General features: G+C 59.1%; 18 protein-coding genes. 14 read left to right on the top strand and 4 right to left on the bottom strand.

The window, feature by feature from the left end; all coding sequences use genetic code 11:
• Positions 1–104 precede the first annotated feature (104 nt).
• The 4 genes from AC1Z24_RS24635 to map all read right to left on the bottom strand — a co-directional run bounded on the left by AC1Z24_RS24635 (position 105) and on the right by map (position 5,917).
• The gene (locus AC1Z24_RS24635) at positions 105–986 is read right to left on the bottom strand and encodes a hypothetical protein (protein ID WP_483743069.1); all 882 of its coding nucleotides are present in this window, start codon (positions 984–986) and stop codon (positions 105–107) included.
• A gap of 117 nt (positions 987–1,103) precedes the next feature.
• Positions 1,104–2,297, bottom strand: a complete 1,194-nt coding sequence (dapC, locus tag AC1Z24_RS24630) for a succinyldiaminopimelate transaminase (RefSeq protein WP_483743068.1) — start codon at positions 2,295–2,297, stop codon at positions 1,104–1,106.
• A gap of 53 nt (positions 2,298–2,350) precedes the next feature.
• Complete coding sequence (locus tag AC1Z24_RS24625) at positions 2,351–5,050, bottom strand: [protein-PII] uridylyltransferase (protein ID WP_259109935.1); 2,700 nt, start codon at positions 5,048–5,050, stop codon at positions 2,351–2,353.
• 81 nt (positions 5,051–5,131) lie between these two features.
• Complete coding sequence (gene map, locus AC1Z24_RS24620; RefSeq protein ID WP_483743067.1) at positions 5,132–5,917, bottom strand: type I methionyl aminopeptidase; 786 nt, start codon at positions 5,915–5,917, stop codon at positions 5,132–5,134.
• A gap of 321 nt (positions 5,918–6,238) precedes the next feature.
• Here map and AC1Z24_RS24615 point away from each other — a divergent pair, with 321 nt between their 5' ends.
• The 14 genes from AC1Z24_RS24615 to rseP all read left to right on the top strand — a co-directional run bounded on the left by AC1Z24_RS24615 (position 6,239) and on the right by rseP (position 22,438).
• A complete protein-coding gene (locus tag AC1Z24_RS24615; RefSeq protein ID WP_483743066.1) occupies positions 6,239–9,118 on the top strand; it encodes a type VI secretion system Vgr family protein in 2,880 nt (959 codons plus the stop codon).
• Positions 9,115–10,110: a hypothetical protein gene (locus AC1Z24_RS24610; RefSeq protein WP_483743065.1), complete on the top strand. Its 996-nt coding sequence runs from the start codon at positions 9,115–9,117 to the stop codon at positions 10,108–10,110. Before AC1Z24_RS24615 ends, AC1Z24_RS24610 begins: the two co-directional genes overlap by 4 nt.
• Positions 10,085–10,699, top strand: a complete 615-nt coding sequence (locus AC1Z24_RS24605) for a hypothetical protein (RefSeq protein ID WP_483743064.1) — start codon at positions 10,085–10,087, stop codon at positions 10,697–10,699. Before AC1Z24_RS24610 ends, AC1Z24_RS24605 begins: the two co-directional genes overlap by 26 nt.
• Positions 10,696–12,720 carry a T6SS effector phospholipase Tle3 domain-containing protein gene (locus AC1Z24_RS24600; protein ID WP_483743063.1) on the top strand — a complete coding sequence of 675 codons (2,025 nt, stop codon included), beginning with the start codon at positions 10,696–10,698 and terminating at the stop codon, positions 12,718–12,720. The genes AC1Z24_RS24605 and AC1Z24_RS24600 overlap by 4 nt, the downstream gene beginning before the upstream one ends.
• Positions 12,717–14,375, top strand: coding sequence for a type VI lipase adapter Tla3 domain-containing protein (locus AC1Z24_RS24595; protein WP_483743062.1), 1,659 nt, complete (start codon positions 12,717–12,719; stop codon positions 14,373–14,375). The genes AC1Z24_RS24600 and AC1Z24_RS24595 overlap by 4 nt, the downstream gene beginning before the upstream one ends.
• Entirely contained in the window at positions 14,369–14,638 is a 270-nt protein-coding gene (locus AC1Z24_RS24590; RefSeq protein ID WP_483746708.1) for a PAAR domain-containing protein, read from the top strand. The genes AC1Z24_RS24595 and AC1Z24_RS24590 overlap by 7 nt, the downstream gene beginning before the upstream one ends.
• A 256-nt stretch (positions 14,639–14,894) precedes the next feature.
• Positions 14,895–15,635 carry a 30S ribosomal protein S2 gene (gene rpsB / locus AC1Z24_RS24585; protein WP_259109931.1) on the top strand — a complete coding sequence of 247 codons (741 nt, stop codon included), beginning with the start codon at positions 14,895–14,897 and terminating at the stop codon, positions 15,633–15,635.
• 191 nt (positions 15,636–15,826) lie between these two features.
• Positions 15,827–16,696 carry a translation elongation factor Ts gene (tsf, locus tag AC1Z24_RS24580; protein ID WP_483743061.1) on the top strand — a complete coding sequence of 290 codons (870 nt, stop codon included), beginning with the start codon at positions 15,827–15,829 and terminating at the stop codon, positions 16,694–16,696.
• 206 nt (positions 16,697–16,902) lie between these two features.
• Entirely contained in the window at positions 16,903–17,646 is a 744-nt protein-coding gene (gene pyrH / locus AC1Z24_RS24575) for a UMP kinase (RefSeq protein WP_259109926.1), read from the top strand.
• Complete coding sequence (gene frr / locus AC1Z24_RS24570) at positions 17,643–18,200, top strand: ribosome recycling factor (protein ID WP_259109924.1); 558 nt, start codon at positions 17,643–17,645, stop codon at positions 18,198–18,200. Before pyrH ends, frr begins: the two co-directional genes overlap by 4 nt.
• A 16-nt stretch (positions 18,201–18,216) precedes the next feature.
• The gene (uppS, locus tag AC1Z24_RS24565; RefSeq protein ID WP_259109922.1) at positions 18,217–18,972 is read left to right on the top strand and encodes a polyprenyl diphosphate synthase; all 756 of its coding nucleotides are present in this window, start codon (positions 18,217–18,219) and stop codon (positions 18,970–18,972) included.
• The gene (locus AC1Z24_RS24560; RefSeq protein ID WP_483743060.1) at positions 18,972–19,787 is read left to right on the top strand and encodes a phosphatidate cytidylyltransferase; all 816 of its coding nucleotides are present in this window, start codon (positions 18,972–18,974) and stop codon (positions 19,785–19,787) included. Before uppS ends, AC1Z24_RS24560 begins: the two co-directional genes overlap by 1 nt.
• Positions 19,784–20,974: a 1-deoxy-D-xylulose-5-phosphate reductoisomerase gene (gene ispC, locus AC1Z24_RS24555; protein WP_483743059.1), complete on the top strand. Its 1,191-nt coding sequence runs from the start codon at positions 19,784–19,786 to the stop codon at positions 20,972–20,974. Before AC1Z24_RS24560 ends, ispC begins: the two co-directional genes overlap by 4 nt.
• 111 nt (positions 20,975–21,085) lie before the next feature.
• Entirely contained in the window at positions 21,086–22,438 is a 1,353-nt protein-coding gene (rseP, locus tag AC1Z24_RS24550; protein ID WP_483743058.1) for a sigma E protease regulator RseP, read from the top strand.
• Positions 22,439–22,486 lie beyond the last annotated feature (48 nt).

Raw genomic sequence — 22,486 nt, 5'->3', positions numbered from 1 at the left:
GTAGACACATCCCCGTAGGAGCGGCTTTAGCCGCGAGAGCATCCTCGCGGCTAAAGCCGCTCTACGCATACCGATTTCACTCAGCCGGTTATGGGTGTGGCCTATCAGCTCGCCGAAGTCTTCGTCGGGTTGATGGTCGGGGCCTTCGCCGCCGTTGTGTTATTGGCAATCCCGGCCTTGATCTGGGTCGGGTCCTCGTCGTCAGCGCCCGGCTCGTCGCTCGTCTGGGCCAGCACTTCAAACAGGGTCGCCGGGATTTTGTTGTCGGCGGCCGGATTCTTGATACTGGCGATGCCGTTCTCGACCGCCAGGCGCTGTTGCAGCCAGGTCGTCGAATTGCGCTCTTCCGGGCTGACGCTGGTGAGGAAACTCAGCGCGGCGTTGAGGCGGGCGGCGTCGTTGCCGGCATAAGGGTCGACGAAATTGCCAGCCTGGCTGCTCGGGCCTTTATAGATGCCGATAGCCAGGGAGATCTGCTGGCTCATGGCATTGCTGGCGGCGTCCTGCTCGTCCTTGGTGAACAAGCCGCCCTGGTTGCTGCTGATCGCATACAGCGAGCGGCGGTCGAGGTCGCCGAGCAGGGAATTGGTGTCGCGACCTTCCGGGCTGTTGGCGTCGTACGGGCTGCCGCTGGCTTTCATCTGCGCGTACTTGTCGTCCAGACTTTTGCGGGCGGCAGTGGCGACGTCGGCGAATGACAGGCCCTTGGAGCTGGAGACCAGGCCCGGGTTGGCCACGGCCATCATCAGCGCGCTGGCGCTCATGTTCGCGCGAGTCGGGAAGTAGGGTGCGGCGTAGGAGGTCTTCTGGCTCAGTTCGACGGCGGTGCTGGACAGGGTCAGGCTGTCGGCGCCCGGCGTTTTTTCATCCTGCCCGCTGACTGCGGTGGAGGCAGTGTTGGTGCTGCTGGCGCTGGTGCGACTGGCGGCATCGACGCTTTTATAAGCTGACGTGAAAGTATTAAGCAGATTCGAAAGCGGATTCATAAGGTCTTCCCTGATTTTTTATGAGTTCAGGGAGTATCGGCCAATCCGTATCAGACTTGATACAAATTCGTACCGAGGCTGCCGCAGCACATTGCGTGCTGCGGCAAAGGCTGGCGTTTACTTGCTGACGAAGTCGCGAATCCGCTCTGCGGCTTCGATGCATTCGGCCAGTGGTGCAACCAGGGCCATGCGCACGCGACCGGCGCCAGGGTTGAAACCGTCGACTTCCCGTGACAGGTAGGAACCCGGCACGACGGTGACATGCTGGTCGACGAACAGGTCGCGGCAGAATGCGGCGTCATCGGTGCCGACATTCGGCCACAGATAGAAGCCGCCGTCCGGACGCTGCACGTCCATGACCGGGGCGAGGATGTCCAGTACTGCGTCGAACTTTTCCCGATACAGGGTACGGTTGGCGCGTACGTGCTCCTCGTCGTTCCAGGCTGCGATACTGGCCAGTTGGGTTTGTACTGGCATGGCGCAACCGTGGTAGGTGCGGTAAAGCAGGAATGCCTTGAGGATCTCGGCATCACCGGCGACGAACCCCGAACGCAGGCCTGGCAGATTGGAGCGCTTGGACAGGCTGTGGAACACCACGCAACGCTTGAAGTCCTCACGGCCCAGGGCGGCGCAGGCGCTCAGCAGGCCTGGTGGCGGGGTGGCTTCGTCGAAGTACAGCTCGCTGTAGCACTCGTCGGCGGCGATCACGAAGTCGTACTGGTCGGCCAGGCCGATGAGTTTCTTCAACGTTTCCAGGGGGATCAGGGCACCAGTCGGGTTGCCCGGCGAGCACAGGAAGAGGATCTGGCAGCGTTTCCAGATATCCGGCGAGACCGCGTCGAAATCCGGATTGAAGCCGTGCTCGGCCAGGCAAGGCAGGTAGTGCGGCTGGGCGCCGGCGAGCAGGGCTGCGCCTTCGTAGATCTGGTAGAACGGGTTCGGGCTGATCACCAGGCCGTCGTCACTGCGCTGAACCACGGTCTGGGTGAAAGCAAACAATGCCTCGCGGGTGCCATTGACGGGCAGCACGTTGCGCGCCGGGTCGATCCAGCCTGTCGGCACATCAAAGCGGCGTTCACACCAGCTGGCGATGGCTTCGCGCAGGGCCGGGATGCCCAGGGTGGTGGGGTAGACCGCCATTTGATCGAGGTTGTCGGCCAGGGCCTTGGCGACGAAATCCGGCGAGCGATGCTTGGGTTCACCAATGGACAGGGCGACCGGGCGCTTGTCGGGATTGGGCGTCACGCTGCCGAGCAGGGCGCGCAGTTTCTCGAACGGGTAGGGTTGCAGGTTTTGCAGGGCATCATTCATGGGGTGCTTTCTCAATAGCCGGGCGCCTTCGTTACAGGCGCTCTCAAGTCGATTCAAATACTCAGGCGCATCTCGCCGCCGGGTTCCTGGCTGACGCTCAACTGCTCGACGATCGCGTCCTGCAGGCGGCTGCACAGTTGCGGGTCGGACAATGGCTGACCATTGGCATCGGTGACGAAGAACACGTCTTCCACCCGTTCGCCCAGCGTGGCGATCTTGGCGTTCTGCAGGGACAGGTCGAACTCGACGAAGATCTTGCCGATCCGTGCCAGCAGACCAGGGCGATCCGGTGCCGAGAGCTCGAGAATGGTCACCGGGCGCTGGGCATCGTTGAGGATGGTCACCTGGGGCGCAAAGGCGAAATGCTTGAGCTGGCGTGGCACCCGGCGTTTGATGATCGTCGGGTAATCGTCCGGGTTGTGCAGGGCTTCGCTCAGGCCTTTTCGAATCCGCTCGATACGCTCCGGGTCCTTGCCGATCGAGCCGTTATCGCTGTCGAGGACGATATAGGTGTCGAGGGTAAAGGCGCTGCTGGAGGTGATGATGCGCGCGTCATGGATGTTCAGGTTCAACTGGTCCATGGCGGCCACGGTCACGGCGAAGAAATCGTGCTGGTCGGGGGCGTAGATGAAGATCTGCGTGGCACCCTCGAACTCGCGCTGGGTGGTTTCCTTGATCAGCACCAATGGGCCGCCGTCGGCCGGTTGCTGGAGGATGGCGTCACTGTGCCAGGCAACATCGCCGGCAGTGTGGCGCAGGAAATAGTCGTCACCCAGGCCGGACCACAATTGCTCGACGTCGTCCGGATCGGTGCCGTTGCGCACGAGAATATCCAGGGCGGCAATCTGTGTGCGGCGAATCTGCTCTTCGCGATCAACCGGGTTTTCCAGACCGCGGCGCAGGGCGCGCTTGGTCTCGGTGTAGAGCTGGCGCAGCAGGCTGGCGCGCCAGGAGTTCCACAGGGTCGGGTTGGTCGCGTTGATATCGGCGACGGTCAGCACATACAGGTAATCCAGATGGGTTTCATCGCCCACGAACTGGGCGAAATCATGGATCACCTGCGGGTCAGACAAATCCTTGCGCTGGGCAGTAGTGGACATCACCAGGTGATGGCTGACCAGCCAGACGATCAGGCGCGTGTCCCAGGTCGGCAGGTGGTGGCGGATACCGAAGGCTTCGGCATCCACTGCGCCGAGTTCCGAGTGATCGCCGCCGCGACCCTTGCCGATGTCGTGGTACAGCCCGGCGAGGTAGATAAGCTCCGGCTTGGGCAGTCGGGCCATGATCTTGCTGGCCAGCGGGAATTTCTCTGACACCTGGGTGTACTGGAGCTTACGCAGGTGTTTGATCAGATTCAGCGTGTGGGCGTCCACGGTGTAGATGTGGAACAGGTCGTGCTGCATCTGCCCGACGATATGGCCGAACTCCGGCAGGTACAGACCGAGGATGCCGTAGCGGTTCATCCGGCGCAGGTTGCGATGGATGCCGATCTCGCACTTGAACAGCTCGATGAACAGGCTGGTATTGCGAATATCGTTGCGGAAATCGTCGTTGATCAGGTGGCGGTGTTCGCGCAGCAGGCGGATGGTGTCGGCGCGTACGCCCTTGATTTCCGGATGCTGGGCCATGAGCACGAAGATCTCGATCATGGCGAATGGCGTGCGCTTGAACACGTTGACGTTGGTCGCTTCGATATAACCATCGTGCAACTGGAAGCGCGAGTTGATCGGCTGAGTATTGTCGCCATCGTCCGCCGACAGAATCACTTCTTCGAAGTGCTGGATGATCAGATCGCTGAGCTCGGCGATGCTCATCACCACGCGATAGTACTTCTGCATGAAGCGTTCGATGGCCAGCTTGGCGTCGCTGTCCTGGTAGCCCAGCAGCCCGGCGATGGTGCTCTGGTAATCGAACAGCAGACGGTCTTCCGAGCGCCCGGCGAGCATGTGCAGGGCGTAGCGCACTTTCCACAGGAATTCCTGGGAGGAGGCCAGCAAGTTGTTTTCGCTTTCCAGCAAAAAGCCCTGACCGGCCAAGGCATGCAGGTTTAGCGTGCCGTACTGGCGACGGGCTACCCAGAGGATGGTCTGGATATCGCGCAGGCCGCCCGGGGAGCCTTTTACATTGGGCTCCAGGTTGTATTCGGTGTCGTTGTACTTGTGGTGGCGGGTCTTCTGCTCGGCGCGCTTGGCCAGGAAGAACTCCTTGCTTGGCCACATGTTTGCCGTACTGGTGACATCGAGCATGCGCTGACGCAGGCGCTCGGGGCCGGCAATGGTGCGGCTTTCCATCAGGTTGGTGATGACCGTGAGGTCAGCGCGGCCTTCCTGGGCGCATTCGTCCACCGAACGTACGCTCTGACCGACTTCCAGGCCGATGTCCCACAACAGGGTCAGAAAGCGCTCAATGGAATCGCGGAATACTTCGTGATCGGCGCTGTCGAGGAGAATCAGCAGGTCGATGTCCGAATAGGGGTGCAGTTCACCGCGCCCGTAGCCACCGACGGCGAGCAGGGCGATATCGGCTTCTTCGCTCCAGTCGAACTGGTCCCACGCTTGTTGCAGGATATTGTCGACGAACCAGGCACGGTCCTCGATCAGGCGGCGAATGTCACGGCCCGAGCGGAAGCGTTCGTCGAGGACGTCGCGGGCATGGCGAATGGCTTTCTTGAAGGCCGCAATGGGGCTGGCTTTCAAGGCCAGTTCAGCCTGGAACTGGCCGCGGTCGAACAAATCGGGATCCACCTGGGGCATGGAACTGCTTTCCTTTATATCGTTCTGGCGGCAGTGCGGGCGGCGCACAGTTGACTGCGGGCCGCCCGGCGGTGCGCTCGGTCAGGCCGCCGAGGTGCGGGCAATGGTGTCGTCGCTGCGCAGAGTGAAGATCTCGTAGCCATCGGCGGTGACGAGGATGGTGTGCTCCCACTGGGCGGACAACTTGCGGTCCTTGGTGATCGCGGTCCAGCCATCGCCCAGCAGGCGCGTTTCGGCACGGCCCTGGTTGATCATCGGTTCGATGGTGAAGGTCATGCCTTCCTGCAGTTCCATGCCGGTGCCGGCCTTGCCGTAGTGCAGTACCTGCGGCTCTTCGTGGAACACCTTGCCGATGCCATGACCGCAGTACTCACGCACTACCGAGAAGCCATTCTTTTCTGCATGCTTCTGGATCACTTCGCCGATATCCCCCAAGCGCGCGCCCGGACGAACGATCTCGATGCCCTTGTACATGCATTCCTGGGTGATCTTCGACAGGCGCTCGGCCCACTCGGGAACCTTGCCGACGTGGAACATCTTGCTGGTATCACCGTGATAGCCGTCTTTGATGACGGTAACATCGATGTTCAGGACGTCGCCGTCTTTAAGTGGCTTCTCATTGGGAATGCCGTGGCAGACCACGTGGTTGATCGAGGTGCAGATGGATTTTGGGAAACCCTTGTAGTTCAGCGGCGCAGGAATGGCCTTCTGCTCGTTGACGATGTAGTCATGGCAGATGCGATCCAGTTCGTCGGTGGTGACTCCGGGCTTGACGTGGGCACCGATCATTTCCAGAACGTCGGCGGCCAGGCGACCGGCGATACGCATCTTTTCGATGTCTTCAGGGGTTTTGAGGGTGACGGTCATACAAACTCTCTCGGGCGCGGCGTGCACGCAGCAAATACGGAAAACAGCGATTCTATCAGACCGTCGGCGGCGGGTGATTATCGCTTCCTTTATATAGAAGGTAATCAAGCGCCTTGTTTGGGGCATAAGCTGTTCCATTTTAGAAAGCAACCAAACCGCTTACCCGACCTGATAGAAAGTAACGTTAAAGAATTCTCCTACTCCAATACCGTCGCTGTCCGACATACCCCGTACCCTTCCCATGCTCAAATCGCGCCTTTGGCGAACCCACGTCACGTATGAGCAGATGGAGTTCGCCGTCCTCACCCACAAGAGGCCAGCATGAGCATCCATCCCGCCACACTGCTCTCGTCGCAAAAACACCGTCTGATCAAACTGACCGTTCAAACGGAGTCTGATAGCGAATTGGTACTGGACAGCTTCAGGGGGCGCGAAGCGATCAGCGAACCGTTCAGCTTTGACCTGGCGCTGCTCAGCCGCGATCAATATCTTGAACTCAAGACCCTGATTGATCAGCCGACGCTGCTTGAAATCGAACTGGCCGACGGCACGCACCGTGACATTCACGGGCACCTCACCGCTTTCAACCATCTCAAGAGTGACGGAGGCTTGAGCTATTACTCGGCGACGTTGAGTTCATGGCTTTGGTATCTGGACCAGCGCACAGACTCACGCATTTTTCAGGAGTGCACGGTGGTCGATGTCCTGCAGACGGTCTTCGCTCATTACGGCGCCCTGGCTGTACGCAGATTCGAGCTTTTGCAGCCTTCCTCGCTCAGGGTTCACAGTTGCATCACGCAGTTCAACGAGACCGATGAACACTTTGTGCGGCGGCTGCTGGAAGAAGAAGGCCTGCTGTTCTATTTCGAGCATTCGGCACAAGGCCATACGCTGGTGGTTAAGGATTATTCCGACGCGCTCAAGCCGCTGGTACAACAACCCATAATCCCGTTCCATCAGGAGGCACTGCCTGCCCACGTCGACACCATCAGTGAATGGACTGCCCATCGGCAGCGCCAGTCCGATGCCATCTGCATCCCCACCTTCGATTACAAATCAGCCAGGGCGCAAAGCGAAGCGCGTTCGCTGACCGCTGCGAGCGAGTCTGGTCGATTTGAGCGTTACGACTCCTCAGGTCAATACAGCGCGGGCAACTGGGATGATACCGGACGTCGAGTCGGTCGCCGCGCCGAGGCCTTGCATGCCTTAAGCAAGACCTTTCGCGGGGGCAGTAATTGCCGGGCGATGGTGCCCGGTTACACCTTTGAGCTGACCCAGCATCCCCGCCATGACGGGCGGCAGCCGAGGCCGCACCCTCAACACCCGAGCCATGGGCGCAAAGAACGCACCCGCGTGAAAGAATTCCTGCTGCTAAGCGTGCAGCACAGCGGTCGCAACAACTACCTGAACGAAGACGACGCGGTTTACAGCAACACCTTTACCTGCAGTCGTCGGCACATCCCTTATCGCCCGGTGTGCACGACACCCCGGCCGGTGATGGCCGGACCGTTGACGGCCATCGTGGTCGGCGAAAAAGCCTTTGGCGAAGTGCACACCGATGAGTGGGGGCGGGTGAAGGTGCGCTTTCACTGGCAGCGCGAACAACCCGATGAGCCAGACAGTGCCAAGCGGCATGCGCAAGGCACCGCTTGGCTGCGCGTGTCCCAGCCCAGCGCCGGGGAGGGCTTTGGCCACCAATTCCTGCCGCGCATCGGTCAGGAAGTGGTCGTGAGTTTTATTGCCGGGGACATCAACCGGCCGCTGATCACGGGCGCCGTTTACAACGGCACTCACCGCTCGCCCCGTTTCAGCAACGCCGGGGCCTACACACCACTGCCCGGCAACCGTGCGCTATCCGGGATCAAGACCAAAGAGCATCAAGGTGACGGTTACAACGAACTGCTGTTCGACGACACCACCGGTGAACTGCGCACCCGGCTGGCTACGCACCATCAGGACAGCGCCCTGAACCTGGGCAAACTCACCACGCCGCGCAATGAAGGCAAAGCCCAGCCGCTGGGCAACGGCGCAGAGCTGCGGACCAATGCCGCCATCGCCCTGCGCGCCGCACAAGGCGTGCTACTGAGCACCTACGCCAGGCATCAGGCGCAGGACCATCAACTGGGTCGCGAAGCCCTGCTCGATTTGCTCGGCCAATGCGCCGACCTGTTCAAGTCGCTGGGTGAAACAGCGTCGGCGCAGGGCGCGCAAGTGCTGGATCACGCCGGGATCGACAGACTGCAACAGAGCTTGAAGCAATGGCCCGCCCCGGACAGCCAGGCCAGCGGCGAGCCACTGATAGCCATGACCAGTGAGGCTGGCATCGTCAGTGCCACGCCTGCCTCGCAAGCGCATTACGCCGGAGAAAACTTCGACACCACTGCGCAAGACCATTTGCAGATGACCAGCGGCGCCGCCCTGCGTCTGAACGCCGGCAAAGGCATCAGCGCCTTCGCCCAGGACGACGGCATCAGCGCCATCGCCAATCGCGGCAAGGTACAGGTTCAGGCGCAGGACGACGACATCGCCCTCAACGCGCAAAAGAACCTGCACGCCTCGGCCGCCGAAGGCGAAATCGTCCTGACCGCGCCGACCATCCGGCTGGTCGCCGACGACGGCAGCTACATCAAGATTGGTGGCGGGATCGAGATAGGGACATCGGGCTCGGCCATCGTGCATGCGGCAGACCATGATTGGGTGGGGGCGAAGACTGACAGCGTGGCGATGCCCTCATTTGGGCGGCAGGCTGCGGACCAGCGTCTGCTTTTCCACTACCCAGGGCATACAGGCGACAGTTCGCGACTTGCAACAGACCATAAATACAAGATCAGTCTGGAAGATGGGACGGCTGTTGACGGCATAACGGATAGCACCGGCTTGACGCAAATCGTTGAGCGGCAGGTTATGCACAAAGCCAGCGTCGCGGCGGTACGGGCTCCTGAGTTGCAGTTGCCAAGTGGTTCTCACGCCGATTCAAGCGGTAATCAGGCGGATAAGTACAGCGAGCAATTTCACCTGGTCTCTCCTGGCACAGAACATCTACCCAGGGCGGGGCAGCGTTATCGCATCAGTGCTGCGGACGGAAGGGTGTGGGAAGGAGTCACCGACGCTGACGGGCTCACCGAGCGGGTTTACACCGATGCGCCTGTAGCTCTCACCGTCGAGACGTTGCGTGACAGCGATGGGGAGGTAATCCAATGAGCAAGCCTGAAGTTACAAATATCGCGAAAAATGCAAGCGTTACCAACCGCACCGAACAATCGTTGGTGAAAGTCGTAAGTACCGGTAACGCTAGCTCGTGGGTATCTCCAGCAGCATTGCAGGAGTTTTTTATCGACGAAGACGCGACGTTCCCGGAGATCATTTTTGAATTTAGAACTGCCCAGCCACCACCCTATACAGGATCGTGGACGATCACTTGGGAAGCCAAGACTGGCACCCGTGAAAACACAGCACGTTCGATAAGCGCTCAGAAAACATTTACCGAAACTGGTCGCTTTAGTTCACAGCAAAAAAAGTGGCAAGCCGACCTGTCCAGGAAAGTGCTGGGCGGTACATTGGCGGTCGAAATAAAAGCGGGTAAAGATACATTTAAGCGCTCAGTGATCATCAAGGGCAAAAATCCCGGCCAAGAAAAAGTAACCCAGTTTTTAGGCGCGCTTGAGGATGTGTCCGGTTTTGAGTTGGTTATAGAGAAAGAAAGCGCGTTCAAGAATTTCATTACTGCGGATGGTGAACCGCTTTTATCCTTTGACGGCGGCTATGGGCTGACGCAAATAACCAATCCAACCCCCAGTTACGAACAAGTATGGAGCTGGAAAGAAAATATAAAGGTCGGTAGTAGCCTGTATCAGGAAAAACAAAAAATCGCAAAAAACTACTTGGGCAAAGATGATCGGAAATACACCGAGGAACAATTAAAGCTTGAAACGCTGTCGCGCTGGAACGGGGGTGCCTATCACGTATGGAGCGCCGCGAGCCAGCAGTGGCAGCGCAAGGATAGCGTGCTGTGCGACAGCAAAACAGGGAACATCGGTTGGGATAAAACGGCACCGGCGAACAACGACCAGACCGAAGCCCAATTGCATGATCGGGACAAAGACTCCTATGCAAATCCCAAAAAAAACAAAACAGCAGCTAATAAGTGGAACTACACGGGAGTCTGCTATGCAGATCATTTGCTCGGCGAGTAAGCAGTGGCTTGCAGCAGTTCTATTGTTGTTAAGCCCTTACTCAATAGCCGCAGAGTTTAAGCTGAGTCAGGCCATTGGCATTGACTCAGTACTGACACTTAGCAATCGTCATGAACGCATTGAAGGCGTGCTAAATAATCAGCACGGCATGCGCGCCCTCTTTATCGACGACCGGCTAAAAGATCGCTTGCGCGATGCCGATGAAGTGCAAGGCATCAACTCAAAAGCATTTGTCATTGATCACCAGCCCGCCTTTGCGGCTGTCGTGCGACTGCCTTCAACTTTCGGCAACCCACAAGGCTTCTGCGGTGCCGGGCATGAAGACTTTCTGGTGCTGCTGTCGTTAAAGGACGATCGACTTTTTATGCTGGATCAGCAGTTGCTACAAAGTTGCCTGCAATCCCTTTCGCTGACTTCCGATCAGGGCGATGACCCTTCCGATGCCTTGCAGCCCATGGCATTTCCGTGGATTGCCAAGGTTGAAACGATATCGGCTTCGCAGGGAGGCAGCGTGACTCGGTGCATTCGCATTCAGGGGCAAAAGCTTGTGACTGAAGATTGCCCCGCATCAGCAGGTACTCGCCAATGAGCACCGAAAAAACTCAGACCGTTGCTGAGAAGAAAGTCCGTTTGACGCCCAATCGCCCCGGCGATATCAGGCTGGAAGTGCCGGCTGACATGCCCGGCGTGGTCATCTTCCTGCATGGCGTCAACGATCCCGGTGCGGCCTACGAGTCGGTGGAAACCGGACTGATGCAGGGCTTGAACGAGCGGTTGGACCGGCCGGATTTGTGCGCCGGGCGATATGGCGCTGACTATACGGCGGCACAGGCAATACCAGTAGCTGAGCGACGCGGCAGCGCCTTTGAGGTGATCGACGATCCCGACACCTACCTCTACCGACGCAGCACCGATAAGAACACGCGCAGTTGCTTCATCCCCTTTTACTGGGGTTATCGCGCCGAGCCCGAGGAGATCAAACGCGACAAGAACGGCGACCCCACCAAGCTACGCACCCAGTACCAGGACAAGTTCGACAACCGGCTGGATCGGCATTTCGGCAAGGGTGGCGGATTCTTCGCCAATGCCACCAACAACATCCCGGAAATGTTCACCTCAGGGATGAGCAATTGGCTGCGACACGCGGTGAACATGACGAGCCGCAATACTGTGTTCATGGGCCTTAACCCGCATCGCCGTTATTTCGTGCTGGCGGCCCATCGGCTGGCGATGCTGATCGGTGAAATCCGCCGTCTGGCGCCCGATGAAACCATCACCATCATGGGCCACAGCCAGGGCACGCTGATCACCTTGCTCGCGCAAGCCCTGCTGGTGGAGCGCGGCCAGCGTTGCGCCGATTGCGCGGTCATGGTCGCCTCGCCGTATTCGGTGCTGCCCGATCACACGCCGGAGGATTCGGACACCCTCGGCACGCTGATCGACATCGTCAAGGCCATGACCGAAGCGCCTCACGCGCTACCGTCGTTGAGCACGCTGCAATGCGGCCAGCCGGGGTATTGCGGGCGCAGCGGCCCGCGCTGGTCGCCGCAGCAGGGCCAGCGCCTGGGGCCGGATGAGCAAACGGTGGTGTTCCCCGAGCGGGACAATCGCGGCAAGGTTTACCTGTATTTCAGTCACGACGACACCACCGTGGGTTTGCGCGATGTCAGCGGCATCGGCACCCTCGGCGTACCGCCGCACCTGCCCGGCGGCGCCCCGGCGATGGCCGCCATGCCAGCGGGTTTTTATCAGCGGTTGTGGAGCACCCGGCATCGTTATGGCGATCCGATTCTTGTCGGCGCGGAACCGGCGCTGGTGCCCTTACGCATGAGGGGCGAGCGTTATTCGGCACAACACAATGGTTTTGTAGGTCTTGTCTCTCAGAAGGCAATGGACTTCGAGTCGCGTTACATCAACGGCGAAGCGCTGACCCCGCCCCATGCCCCGAAGTTGTTTGGGGGCGAAGCCAAAACCGGCAGTTCAGAAGAACCCGGCACCGACGCGCCCGACGCAGTGGGGCAAAACACCGCACTGGGCAACGTAGAGGCCACTTTCAAATGGTTGCTCGTACGTGAAAGTCCGATGCGGGCGAACCTGGACAGGGAGCTAGCGGCCTGGAATGAAGGCAGGGAAGCCGATGACCAGACGCGCGAACTGCGCAATACGCAAGTGTACGGCAACCCGATGCTTGGGACGTTTGATCAGTTCCTCCTTGAGCGCGAAGAGACTCCCAACGAAATCCGCGCCCGGCTGGCCATCGACCCTAAGGAATGGGACTTCAACAGCTATCACTCGGGAGTGCTGCGCAGCCCGGAAAACCATCGCTGGGTCACGGCCATGGACGTGGCCATCGGGCAGGGCAAATGCCTGGACGATCCGCAGATGCGGGAGGTGTTGGTGGCGATAGCAAATTGGCGCATCGATAAGAAGCGTTTTGACGATGAGATTACTCAGATGCGCGGTTGGTCGAGGTTGAGTGCTGATGCACGGGCGCTGGTCGCAGCCAGTTACGCGTATTACGACGAAGGGACATTTCCCTCCGAAGAACTCGTGCCCATGACACCACCCCCACTGGTCAGGAGATCGGGCCAAAAAGGAAGCAAATCATGAACAGCCGTCCGCGCTTCATGCCCTTCCTCTGGCTTGGCGTCGTGCTGAGTATCGGCTGGCTGACGTTCCTTACCTATAAAGCTGTGCAAAACCTTGAGATCAAAGATATGACGTTTAAAAATCTGGCCCCCCTCACCCTCGTTGGGCTTGCTGCGGTCTGTGGCTTGGCCGCGTTGTTGTATGGCGCGGTCTGGGGAAGCAAGGCGGTGATGCAGTGGGCGACTCCCGCTGATGTCAAGGCACAGCCAGTTCCTTTGACCGCCGAACAGATTGCGGAACGTGAACGGACTTATGCGCTGGAAATCAGGGGCGCCGGGCTCGCAGTAGATCAAGACCACCAATCCGCGCTGTGGCGTCTGATCAAGAAAAAGAACGATAACTTCAGCTCGATATTTTCCTCGGACGCTGAGGCCTACCCATACGCGGCAGACAGTCGCCGCACCGTTGCTGCGATCAATACCAAGGTTTCCTTCCGCCATTCCGCCCGCGATGCGGTGGCCTACTGGCCGTTACCAACCTTTGCCCTTGGCCCGCCTAAACAGCCCCAAAACACCGGGGCTGCAAGCCACATCATCGGCGGGAGAAATGGTGCCACCCTCGGCGTAACCCTGTTTCTCTGGCAGGACGCCGTCAACACGACTCACGCTCAATCGATGATTGAAAAGCTGTTCCAGTTTTTCGATGACAATCCCGAAGTACCCGAGGCATTGATTGTCAGCGAAGACGGCGATGTCACCCGCAGCGGTGTTCGGGTGGCCGGCACTCCCGGTCTTCAGGACGGCCATGTCGTGCCCAAGGTCTACGACAGCATGACCGGCCTGCTGGTCTCGCGCTCAGAGCGAGTTGATCACTACCTGCGCCCATTCGCCACCGACGAGAAAGAAGACAACCAGACCACACGCACTGACATGGGCAAGCTGTGGGCGCTTTACTGGAAGCATTCACGACTGTTTCGCAAGGTGTATGAAGACGGGAAAAAAGCCGAAGGATTCGAGGCCCCTAGCGCCCCCGGCACCATGTCCAGCGCCTACTGGCACGCCCAACTCCCCGAACTCTGGCAAACCATCGGCAATCGCGGCCCCGGCCGTTTTGAACCCACACCCTGGTTGCCCGTGCGCTGGGCTGAGCACCAGGTCAAGGAATTCGATGCCGCACCGATGCTCGGCTTCCTGCATCGCCCGGTCAAAGTGGCGATGACCGACGACAACGGCAAACGCCTCAAGCCCGCGTTGCAGGTCAAAGCGCTGCAAGGCGCCTGGCTCAAAGCCCTGAACACCTTGCCCGAAGGCGCCGCCCCGGTCCGCGTTTTCTACGACAGCACCGACAACACCGAAGGCCTGATTGCCCTGAACAACGCCTTGCACGGCCTGAATACCGACGGCAGCGGTATTGAATTGGGCAATGTCGATGAGGGTTATGACCTGGGTCGTCGTTTGGGCAATACCGGGGTCAGCAGCGCACTGGTCGGCATCAACCTCGCCACCATCGCCAGCTACCTCGACGGCGGCACCAGCGCGGTGGTCTACACCGGCAGCGACGGCAGCGTGACCGTCCAGATGGTCCGTCCGCCGGATGAAGCGACCAAAGCGCACAACGCCAAAACCCGCTGGGCTGATCCGTTCAGCTTTGGGATGCCGGGGGCGCGGCCATCGTGAAGCCCGTGTGTTTAGGCGATCCCACCAGCGGTGGTGGAAAGGTTGTTGAGTGCCAGTTTGCGGGCACGCACGGGATCAACGGCAAAACCGTCGCCGTGCTAGGCGATAAGGCGACCTGTGCGCTGCATCTTGGTATTTACGCCTTTGTCGAAGGGCATCCGAGGCGGCGCATGAATGGCATTCCGATCGTGCTGCACGGTCATCGGTTGGCATGTGGTTGCCACGGTTTGGCCCAGCATGCAGTCGGTGTGCGGGTCGTTTAGTCGTTGCGAGCCTCAAGCCCTGATGAGGATCAAAAAGGAACGTATTTCCCAAACAGGACGCTGCCTTTCACAAGGCTTGCGTTGCGGGTTCCGTTATCCAACCTTTTGTGGTATAAAATGCGCCGCTTTCCGGGTACGCCCGTGAAGGCACAAACCCACACACGTGTCGACACGATGACCTGGGTGCCTTCGGCTCGAGCCGCTGGTTGGTCATTGGGATACGTGGAGGCCTAACCCGACTTATCAAGGAACTATCATGTCCCAAGTCAATATGCGCGATATGCTGAAGGCCGGTGTGCACTTCGGTCACCAAACCCGTTACTGGAACCCGAAAATGGGTAAATACATTTTCGGCGCGCGTAACAAGATCCACATCATCAACCTTGAAAAAACCCTGCCTATGTTCAACGAAGCTCTGACTTTCGTTGAGCGCCTGGCTCAGGGCAAAAACAAGATTCTGTTCGTCGGCACCAAGCGTTCCGCTGGCAAGATCGTTGCTGAAGAAGCAGCACGTTGCGGTTCGCCGTACGTCGATCACCGCTGGTTGGGCGGCATGCTGACCAACTTCAAAACCATCCGTGCCTCGATCAAGCGCCTGCGCGACCTGGAAATCCAGGCCGAAGACGGTACTTTCGCCAAGCTGACCAAGAAAGAGGCGCTGATGCGCACTCGCGATCTGGAAAAGCTGGATCGTAGTCTGGGTGGTATCAAGGACATGGGCGGTCTGCCTGACGCACTGTTCGTCATCGACGTTGATCACGAGCGCATCGCGATCACCGAAGCCAACAAACTGGGTATTCCGGTCATTGGCGTCGTTGACACCAACAGCAGCCCGGAAGGCGTTGACTACATCATCCCAGGCAACGATGACGCAATCCGCGCTATCCAGCTGTACATGGGTTCGATGGCTGACGCTGTTATCCGTGGTCGCAACAACACTGCTGGCGGCACCGACGTTTACGTCGAAGAAGCTCCAGCAGCTGCTGTAGAAGGCTGAGAGGCTAGCGCCTGACGCTTACTCAGTGCGCAAAAAGGGGGCTAGGCCCCCTTTTTGCCTCCTGGAAAACCAGTTGCTGACGTTATCGTGACCCTGTTGTCATGTTTGGCTGTCAGCCTGTGCTTTCAAGAATTTTGAACGCCCGCATTGCGGGTGGAATGGTTTAAGACCTATCCAAAGAGGATTTTAAAATGGCAGAGATTACTGCAGCGTTGGTCAAAGAACTGCGCGAGCGTACCGGCGAAGGCATGATGGATTGCAAAAAGGCCTTGACCAAGGCTGGCGGCGACATCGAGAAAGCCATCGACGATATGCGTGCTTCGGGCGCCATCAAGGCTGCCAAGAAAGCCGGCAACATTGCTGCTGAAGGCGCTATCGGCGTCAAGGTCAGCGAAGACGGCAAGCGTGCCATCATCATCGAAGTCAACTCCCAGACTGACTTCCTGGCTCTGCAGGACGATTTCAAGAACTTCGTTACCGCCAGCCTGGAAAAAGCCTTCGCTGACAACGTCTCCGACGTGGCTCCGCTGATCGAAGCGCAAGAAACTGCTCGTACCGCCCTGGTTGCCAAGGTTGGCGAAAACGTCAACATCCGTCGTCTGGCCAACATCGAAGGTGATGTGGTCAATGCTTACCTGCACGGTAACAAGATCGGCGTGGTTGTGGTCCTCAAAGGCGGCGACGCTGAGCTGGCCAAAGACATCGCGATGCACGTAGCAGCCAGCAACCCTGAATTCCTGCTGCCTTCGGAAGTTTCGGCCGAAGCGATCGAGCGCGAAAAAGGCGTCTTCCTGCAACTGAACGAAGACAAGATCAAAGGCAAGCCTGCTGAAATCGTCGAGAAAATGGTGGGCGGTCGCATCACCAAGTTCCTGGCTGAAGCAAGCCTGGTTGAGCAGGCGTTCGTCAAGAACCCGGAAATCAAGGTCGGTGAGCTGGCCAAGAAAGCCGGCGCTGAAATCGTTTCGTTCACCTACTTCAAGGTGGGTGAAGGCATCGAGAAGCCAGTTGACAACTTCGCTGAAGAAGTCGCTGCTCAAGTAGCTGCCAGCAAGCAGTAAGACGGTTTAGCGACTGTCGATCCGAAGAGGCTGCCCGCTTACGCGCGCGGCCTCTTTTTCAAAAGGGAAAAGTATTTGTTTTCCTTGAAGATGTAGCTTACAAGGCGACATCTTTGTGACGCTGTAGCAGCGTCAGGCTAGAGTTAGCGCAGGTTGAAAGAGCCTGTAAGATTTTTTTCAAGTAAACGCCGCAGGAGAGATTCGCAATGGCTCAGCAGGGCAGTGGTCATCAGGCTCGCTATAAACGCATTCTACTCAAACTGAGCGGCGAGGCCCTGATGGGGTCCGAAGAGTTCGGCATCGATCCCAAGGTTCTGGATCGTATGGCGCTCGAAGTGGGGCAGTTGGTAGGAATCGGCGTTCAGGTCGGCCTGGTCATTGGCGGTGGCAACCTGTTCCGTGGTGCAGCCCTGAGTGCTGCCGGCATGGATCGCGTTACCGGCGACCACATGGGTATGCTGGCTACGGTGATGAACGCCCTGGCGATGCGCGATGCGCTTGAGCGTGCCAATATCTCGGCTATCGTGATGTCGGCGATCTCCATGGTGGGCGTGACCGATCACTACGATCGTCGCAAGGCCATGCGTCACCTCAATTCCAAGGAAGTGGTGATTTTCGCGGCCGGTACCGGTAATCCATTCTTTACCACCGACTCCGCCGCCTGCCTGCGTGCCATCGAAATCGACGCCGACGTCGTGCTCAAGGCAACCAAGGTCGATGGCGTGTACACCGCAGACCCATTCAAAGACCCCCATGCAGAGAAGTTCGATCATCTGACTTACGATGAAGTACTGGATCGCAAACTGGGTGTCATGGATCTGACGGCGATCTGCCTGTGCCGCGACCATAATATGCCCCTGCGGGTATTCAACATGAACAAGCCCGGCGCCCTGCTGAATATCGTACATGGCGGCGCTGAAGGAACACTGATCGAGGAAGCTCAACAATGATCAACGAAATCAAGAAAGACGCTCAGGAGCGCATGCAGAAGTCCCTTGAGTCCCTGGCCCATGCATTTGGTCAGATTCGTACCGGCAAGGCCCACCCGAGCATTCTGGGCAGCGTGATGGTGCCTTACTACGGCGCTGACACTCCGTTGAGCGGCGTTGCCAACGTGACCGTGAAAGATTCCCGCACCCTGCAGGTCGTGGCTTTCGAGCGCAACATGCTCGCCGCAGTCGACAAGGCGATCCAGAGCGCTGGCCTGAACCTCAATCCAACCAACCTCGGCGAGATGCTGTTGATCTCCATGCCAGCCCTGACTGAAGAAACCCGCAAGGGCTTCACCAAACAGGCGCGCAGCGCAGCCGAAGATGCCCGTGTTGCCGTGCGCAACATTCGTCGCGATGCCCTGGGCGACGTTAAGAAGCTGGTCAAGGACAAGGAAATCAGTGAAGACGAAGAGCGTCGTGCAGCTGCCGATATCCAGAAGCTCACCGACAAGGCAGAGGCCGATATCGACGCGGCTACCAAGCAGAAAGAAGCGGACCTGATGGCCGTATAAGGGCCGGGAAGCTTTCATGGAAAAGACAAAGCTGACAGCACTTTCATCAGTGCCGCGTCATGTAGCGATCATCATGGATGGCAATAACCGCTGGGCGAAAAAACGCCTGTTGCCCGGTGTCGCCGGGCACAAGGCGGGCGTGGACGCAGTTCGCGCGGTTATCGAGGTGTGTGCCGAGGCCAAAGTCGAGGTGCTGACGTTGTTCGCTTTCTCCAGTGAAAACTGGCAGCGTCCGGCTGAGGAGGTCGGTGCGTTGATGGAGCTGTTTTTCACGGCCTTGCGCCGTGAAACCCGGCGTCTGAATGAAAACAATATCAGCTTGCGTATCATCGGCGATCGCTCGCGTTTTCATCCTGAGCTTCAGGCCGCGATGCGCGAGGCCGAGCAGGCTACGGCTGGCAATAACCGCTTTGTCCTGCAAATTGCCGCCAATTATGGCGGGCAGTGGGACATCGCTCAGGCTGCTCAGCGTCTGGCGCGAGAAGTTCAGGCGGGTCATTTGCGCCCCGAGGATATTTCCCCGGAGCTGCTGCAAACCTGTCTGGCAACGGGCGATCTGCCGCTGCCGGACTTATGCATTCGTACTGGCGGGGAACACCGTATCAGTAATTTCCTGCTATGGCAGCTGGCTTACGCCGAGCTGTACTTCTCCGACCTGTTCTGGCCGGACTTCAAACACGATGCCATGCGCGCCGCGCTGGCAGATTTCGCTTCGCGTCAGCGCCGCTTCGGTAAAACGAGCGAGCAAATCGAAGCTGGAGCCCGGGCTTAATGCTGAAACAACGAATCATTACGGCACTTATTCTACTGCCGATTGCGCTGTGTGGATTTTTCCTGCTCTCCGGCGCAGGTTTTGCCTTGTTTATCGGCTTCGTAGTCACCCTGGGTGCCTGGGAATGGGCGCGTCTGGCCGGTTTCAACGCCCAGCCCGCCCGGGTGGGCTATGCCGCGCTGGTGGCGGTCCTGCTGTTTATGCTCAATCTGTTGCCAGGCCTGGCGCCGTGGGTGCTGGGTGTGGCGATGATCTGGTGGGTCGCGGCGACCTACCTGGTGCTGACCTATCCGGCCTCCAGTGAGCGCTGGGCCAGTGTTGCCGGCAAGCTGGTGATCGGTCTGCTGATTCTGCTGCCGGCCTGGCAAGGTCTGGTCCTGATCAAACAATGGTCTCTGGGCAATTGGCTGATCCTCGCTGTCATGGTGCTGGTTTGGGGCGCTGATATCGGTGCCTACTTTTCCGGCAAGGCCTTCGGCAAGCGCAAGCTGGCGCCCAAGGTCAGCCCGGGCAAGAGCTGGGAGGGTGTCTACGGCGGTCTGGTGGCAAGCCTGATGATTACACTGGTGGTCGGTCTGCTTCGCCACTGGTCGGCATCGGAACTGCTGTTCGGTTTGTTGGGGGCGGCGGTGGTGGTGTTTATTTCCGTTGTCGGCGACCTGACTGAAAGCATGTTCAAGCGTCAGTCCGGCATCAAGGACAGCAGCAATCTGCTGCCGGGCCATGGCGGTGTTCTGGATCGCATCGACAGCCTGACCGCTGCAGTTCCGGTGTTCGCCGTACTGTTGTGGGCTGCCAACTGGGGTGCGATGTGAGTCGTGCCCAGCAGATTACGGTTCTTGGGGCCACCGGCTCGGTAGGCCTCAGTACTCTGGATGTCATTGCCCGTCACCCGAACCTCTACCAAGTCTTTGCCCTGACCGGTTTTACTCGTCTGAAAGAGTTACTGGCCCTGTGCGTGCGCCATGTGCCGCGTTATGCCGTGGTGCCGACTCGGGACGTGGCGCGCAAGCTTCAGGATGATCTGGTGGCTGCTGGCCTGGATACCCGTGTCCTGGTCGGTGAAGAAGGTCTTTGCGAAGTCGCCGGGCATGCCCAGGTTGATACCGTACTGGCAGCCATTGTCGGCGCGGCCGGGCTGCGGCCGACGCTGGCGGCGGTCGAGGCCGGCAAGAAGGTGTTGCTGGCCAATAAAGAGTCGCTGGTGATGTCCGGCAGCCTGTTCATGCAGGCCGTGCGACAGCATGGCGCAGTGCTGCTGCCGATCGACAGCGAGCACAATGCGATTTTTCAGTGCATGCCGAACGACTATTCCCGCGGCCTGAATGCTGTGGGTGTACGGCGGATTCTGCTGACCGCCTCGGGCGGACCGTTTCGCGAAACACCTCTGGCCGAATTGCACGACGTCACCCCCGAACAGGCTTGCGCCCACCCTGTGTGGTCGATGGGTCGAAAGATCTCGGTGGACTCGGCAAGCATGATGAACAAGGGCCTGGAGCTGATCGAGGCCTGCTGGCTGTTCGATGCGCGACCAGCCCAGGTCGAGGTGGTGATCCATCCCCAGAGCGTGATTCACTCTCTGGTCGATTACGTCGATGGTTCGGTGCTGGCTCAATTGGGTAATCCGGACATGCGCACGCCCATCGCCAATGCTCTGGCCTGGCCTGTACGCATTGACTCGGGGGTTGCGCCGCTGGATTTGTTCAGCATCGCCCGACTGGATTTCCACGCTCCCGACGAACGGCGTTTTCCTTGTCTGCGCCTGGCGCGTCAGGCTGCCGAGGCCGGTGACAGTGCCCCGGCGACTCTGAATGCGGTAAACGAGGTGGCGGTGGCAGCGTTTCTTGATCGACGCATCCGTTATCTTGAGATCGCGAGTATGATCGAGGACGTTCTCGGTCAGCAGCCGGTCATTGCGCTGGATGAGCTGGAGACGGTATTCGAAGTTGACTCAAAAGCGCGCGTGCTGGCCGAGCAATGGCTTGGTCGGCGCGGGCGGTAAGTAAACAGACGGTGACTGGGCTGGTTGTTGTGCAAGTCGGGTGGGGCAGGGGCTGTGCCATTTACCTGTTGTCTTGCTGACCCCCATGAATCAGTACCCCGGAGAAAGTTGATGAGCGCGCTCTATATGATTGTCGGCACCCTGGTGGCTTTGGGTGTGCTGGTGACCTTTCACGAATTTGGTCACTTTTGGGTGGCCCGGCGTTGTGGCGTCAAGGTGTTGCGTTTCTCTGTCGGGTTCGGCACGCCGCTGGTCCGCTGGCATGATCGCCAGGGTACCGAATATGTAGTGGCCGCCATCCCTTTGGGTGGCTACGTAAAGATGCTCGACGAGCGTGAAGGTGAGGTGCCTCAGGCGCTGCTCGATCAGGCCTTCAACCGCAAGACGGTTTATCAGCGTATCGCCATCGTGATCGCCGGGCCGGTTGCCAACTTCCTGCTTGCCATTGCCTTCTTCTGGGTACTGGCGATGCTGGGCAGTCAGCAGGTGCGTCCGGTGATCGGTGCGGTCGAGCCGGGCAGTATCGCCCAGCAGGCCGGGTTGAGTACGGGTCAGGAAATCGTCTCGGTCGATGGTGAGGCGACCAGCGGTTGGGCGGCGGTGAATCTGCAGCTGGTGCGGCGTCTCGGCGAAAGCGGTTCGATTGCGGTGATGGTGCAGGAGCAGGGCTCGACAGTGCCCACCCCGCACACCCTGCAACTCAATGACTGGCTCAAGGGGGCTGATGAGCCGGATCCGATCAAGTCCCTGGGCATTCGCCCATGGCGTCCGGCCTTGGCGCCGGTGCTCGCAGAACTCGATCCACAAGGCCCGGCCCAGGCTGCTGGCCTGAAAACCGGTGACCGCCTGGTGATGCTCGATGGTCACGGGGTTGATGAGTGGCAACAGGTCGTCGATTGGGTGCGTCAGCGTCCCAATGCCAAGGTCATGCTGCGGGTAGAGCGTGACGGCGCACAGTTTGATGTGCCCCTGACCCTGGCCGTGCACGGTGAGGGCAAGGCGGCGACGGGTTATATGGGCGCTGGCGTCAAGCCGGTAGACTGGCCGCCGCAGATGCTGCGGGAGGTCAGTTATGGCCCGGTGGCCGCCGTGGCAGAGGGGGCCAGGCGCACATGGACCATGAGTGTGCTGACCCTCGATTCATTGCGCAAAATGTTGTTCGGCGAGCTCTCGGTAAAAAACTTGAGTGGACCGATAACCATTGCTAAAGTGGCGGGCGCTTCGGCCCAGTCAGGCATTGGTGATTTCCTGAATTTCCTTGCTTACCTGAGCATAAGCCTGGGGGTTCTGAATCTGCTGCCTATTCCTGTGTTGGATGGGGGGCATCTTTTGTTCTATCTGATTGAATGGGCGCGTGGTCGCCCGCTCTCGGAAAGAGTACAGGGTTGGGGGGTTCAGATTGGTATCAGTCTGGTGGTGGGCGTGATGTTGCTCGCACTGGTCAACGATCTGGGCCGACTATAAAGCTTCGCTGTGTTGCGAACCTGCCGCATTTTGCGGCAGTTTGTTTAT

It is taken from the genome of Pseudomonas sp. JL23, from assembly GCF_056933585.1.
This window is presented reverse-complemented; position numbering and strand designations above follow the sequence as displayed.

Coding starts and splice junctions, on each gene's coding strand:
- AC1Z24_RS24635 (WP_483743069.1), bottom strand. CDS start 986: ATGAATCCGCTTTCGAATCTGCTTAATACTTTCACGTCAGCTTATAAA.
- dapC (WP_483743068.1), bottom strand. CDS start 2,297: ATGAATGATGCCCTGCAAAACCTGCAACCCTACCCGTTCGAGAAACTG.
- AC1Z24_RS24625 (WP_259109935.1), bottom strand. CDS start 5,050: ATGCCCCAGGTGGATCCCGATTTGTTCGACCGCGGCCAGTTCCAGGCT.
- map (WP_483743067.1), bottom strand. CDS start 5,917: ATGACCGTCACCCTCAAAACCCCTGAAGACATCGAAAAGATGCGTATC.
- AC1Z24_RS24615 (WP_483743066.1), top strand. CDS start 6,239: ATGAGCATCCATCCCGCCACACTGCTCTCGTCGCAAAAACACCGTCTG.
- AC1Z24_RS24610 (WP_483743065.1), top strand. CDS start 9,115: ATGAGCAAGCCTGAAGTTACAAATATCGCGAAAAATGCAAGCGTTACC.
- AC1Z24_RS24605 (WP_483743064.1), top strand. CDS start 10,085: ATGCAGATCATTTGCTCGGCGAGTAAGCAGTGGCTTGCAGCAGTTCTA.
- AC1Z24_RS24600 (WP_483743063.1), top strand. CDS start 10,696: ATGAGCACCGAAAAAACTCAGACCGTTGCTGAGAAGAAAGTCCGTTTG.
- AC1Z24_RS24595 (WP_483743062.1), top strand. CDS start 12,717: ATGAACAGCCGTCCGCGCTTCATGCCCTTCCTCTGGCTTGGCGTCGTG.
- rpsB (WP_259109931.1), top strand. CDS start 14,895: ATGTCCCAAGTCAATATGCGCGATATGCTGAAGGCCGGTGTGCACTTC.
- tsf (WP_483743061.1), top strand. CDS start 15,827: ATGGCAGAGATTACTGCAGCGTTGGTCAAAGAACTGCGCGAGCGTACC.
- pyrH (WP_259109926.1), top strand. CDS start 16,903: ATGGCTCAGCAGGGCAGTGGTCATCAGGCTCGCTATAAACGCATTCTA.
- frr (WP_259109924.1), top strand. CDS start 17,643: ATGATCAACGAAATCAAGAAAGACGCTCAGGAGCGCATGCAGAAGTCC.
- uppS (WP_259109922.1), top strand. CDS start 18,217: ATGGAAAAGACAAAGCTGACAGCACTTTCATCAGTGCCGCGTCATGTA.
- AC1Z24_RS24560 (WP_483743060.1), top strand. CDS start 18,972: ATGCTGAAACAACGAATCATTACGGCACTTATTCTACTGCCGATTGCG.
- rseP (WP_483743058.1), top strand. CDS start 21,086: ATGAGCGCGCTCTATATGATTGTCGGCACCCTGGTGGCTTTGGGTGTG.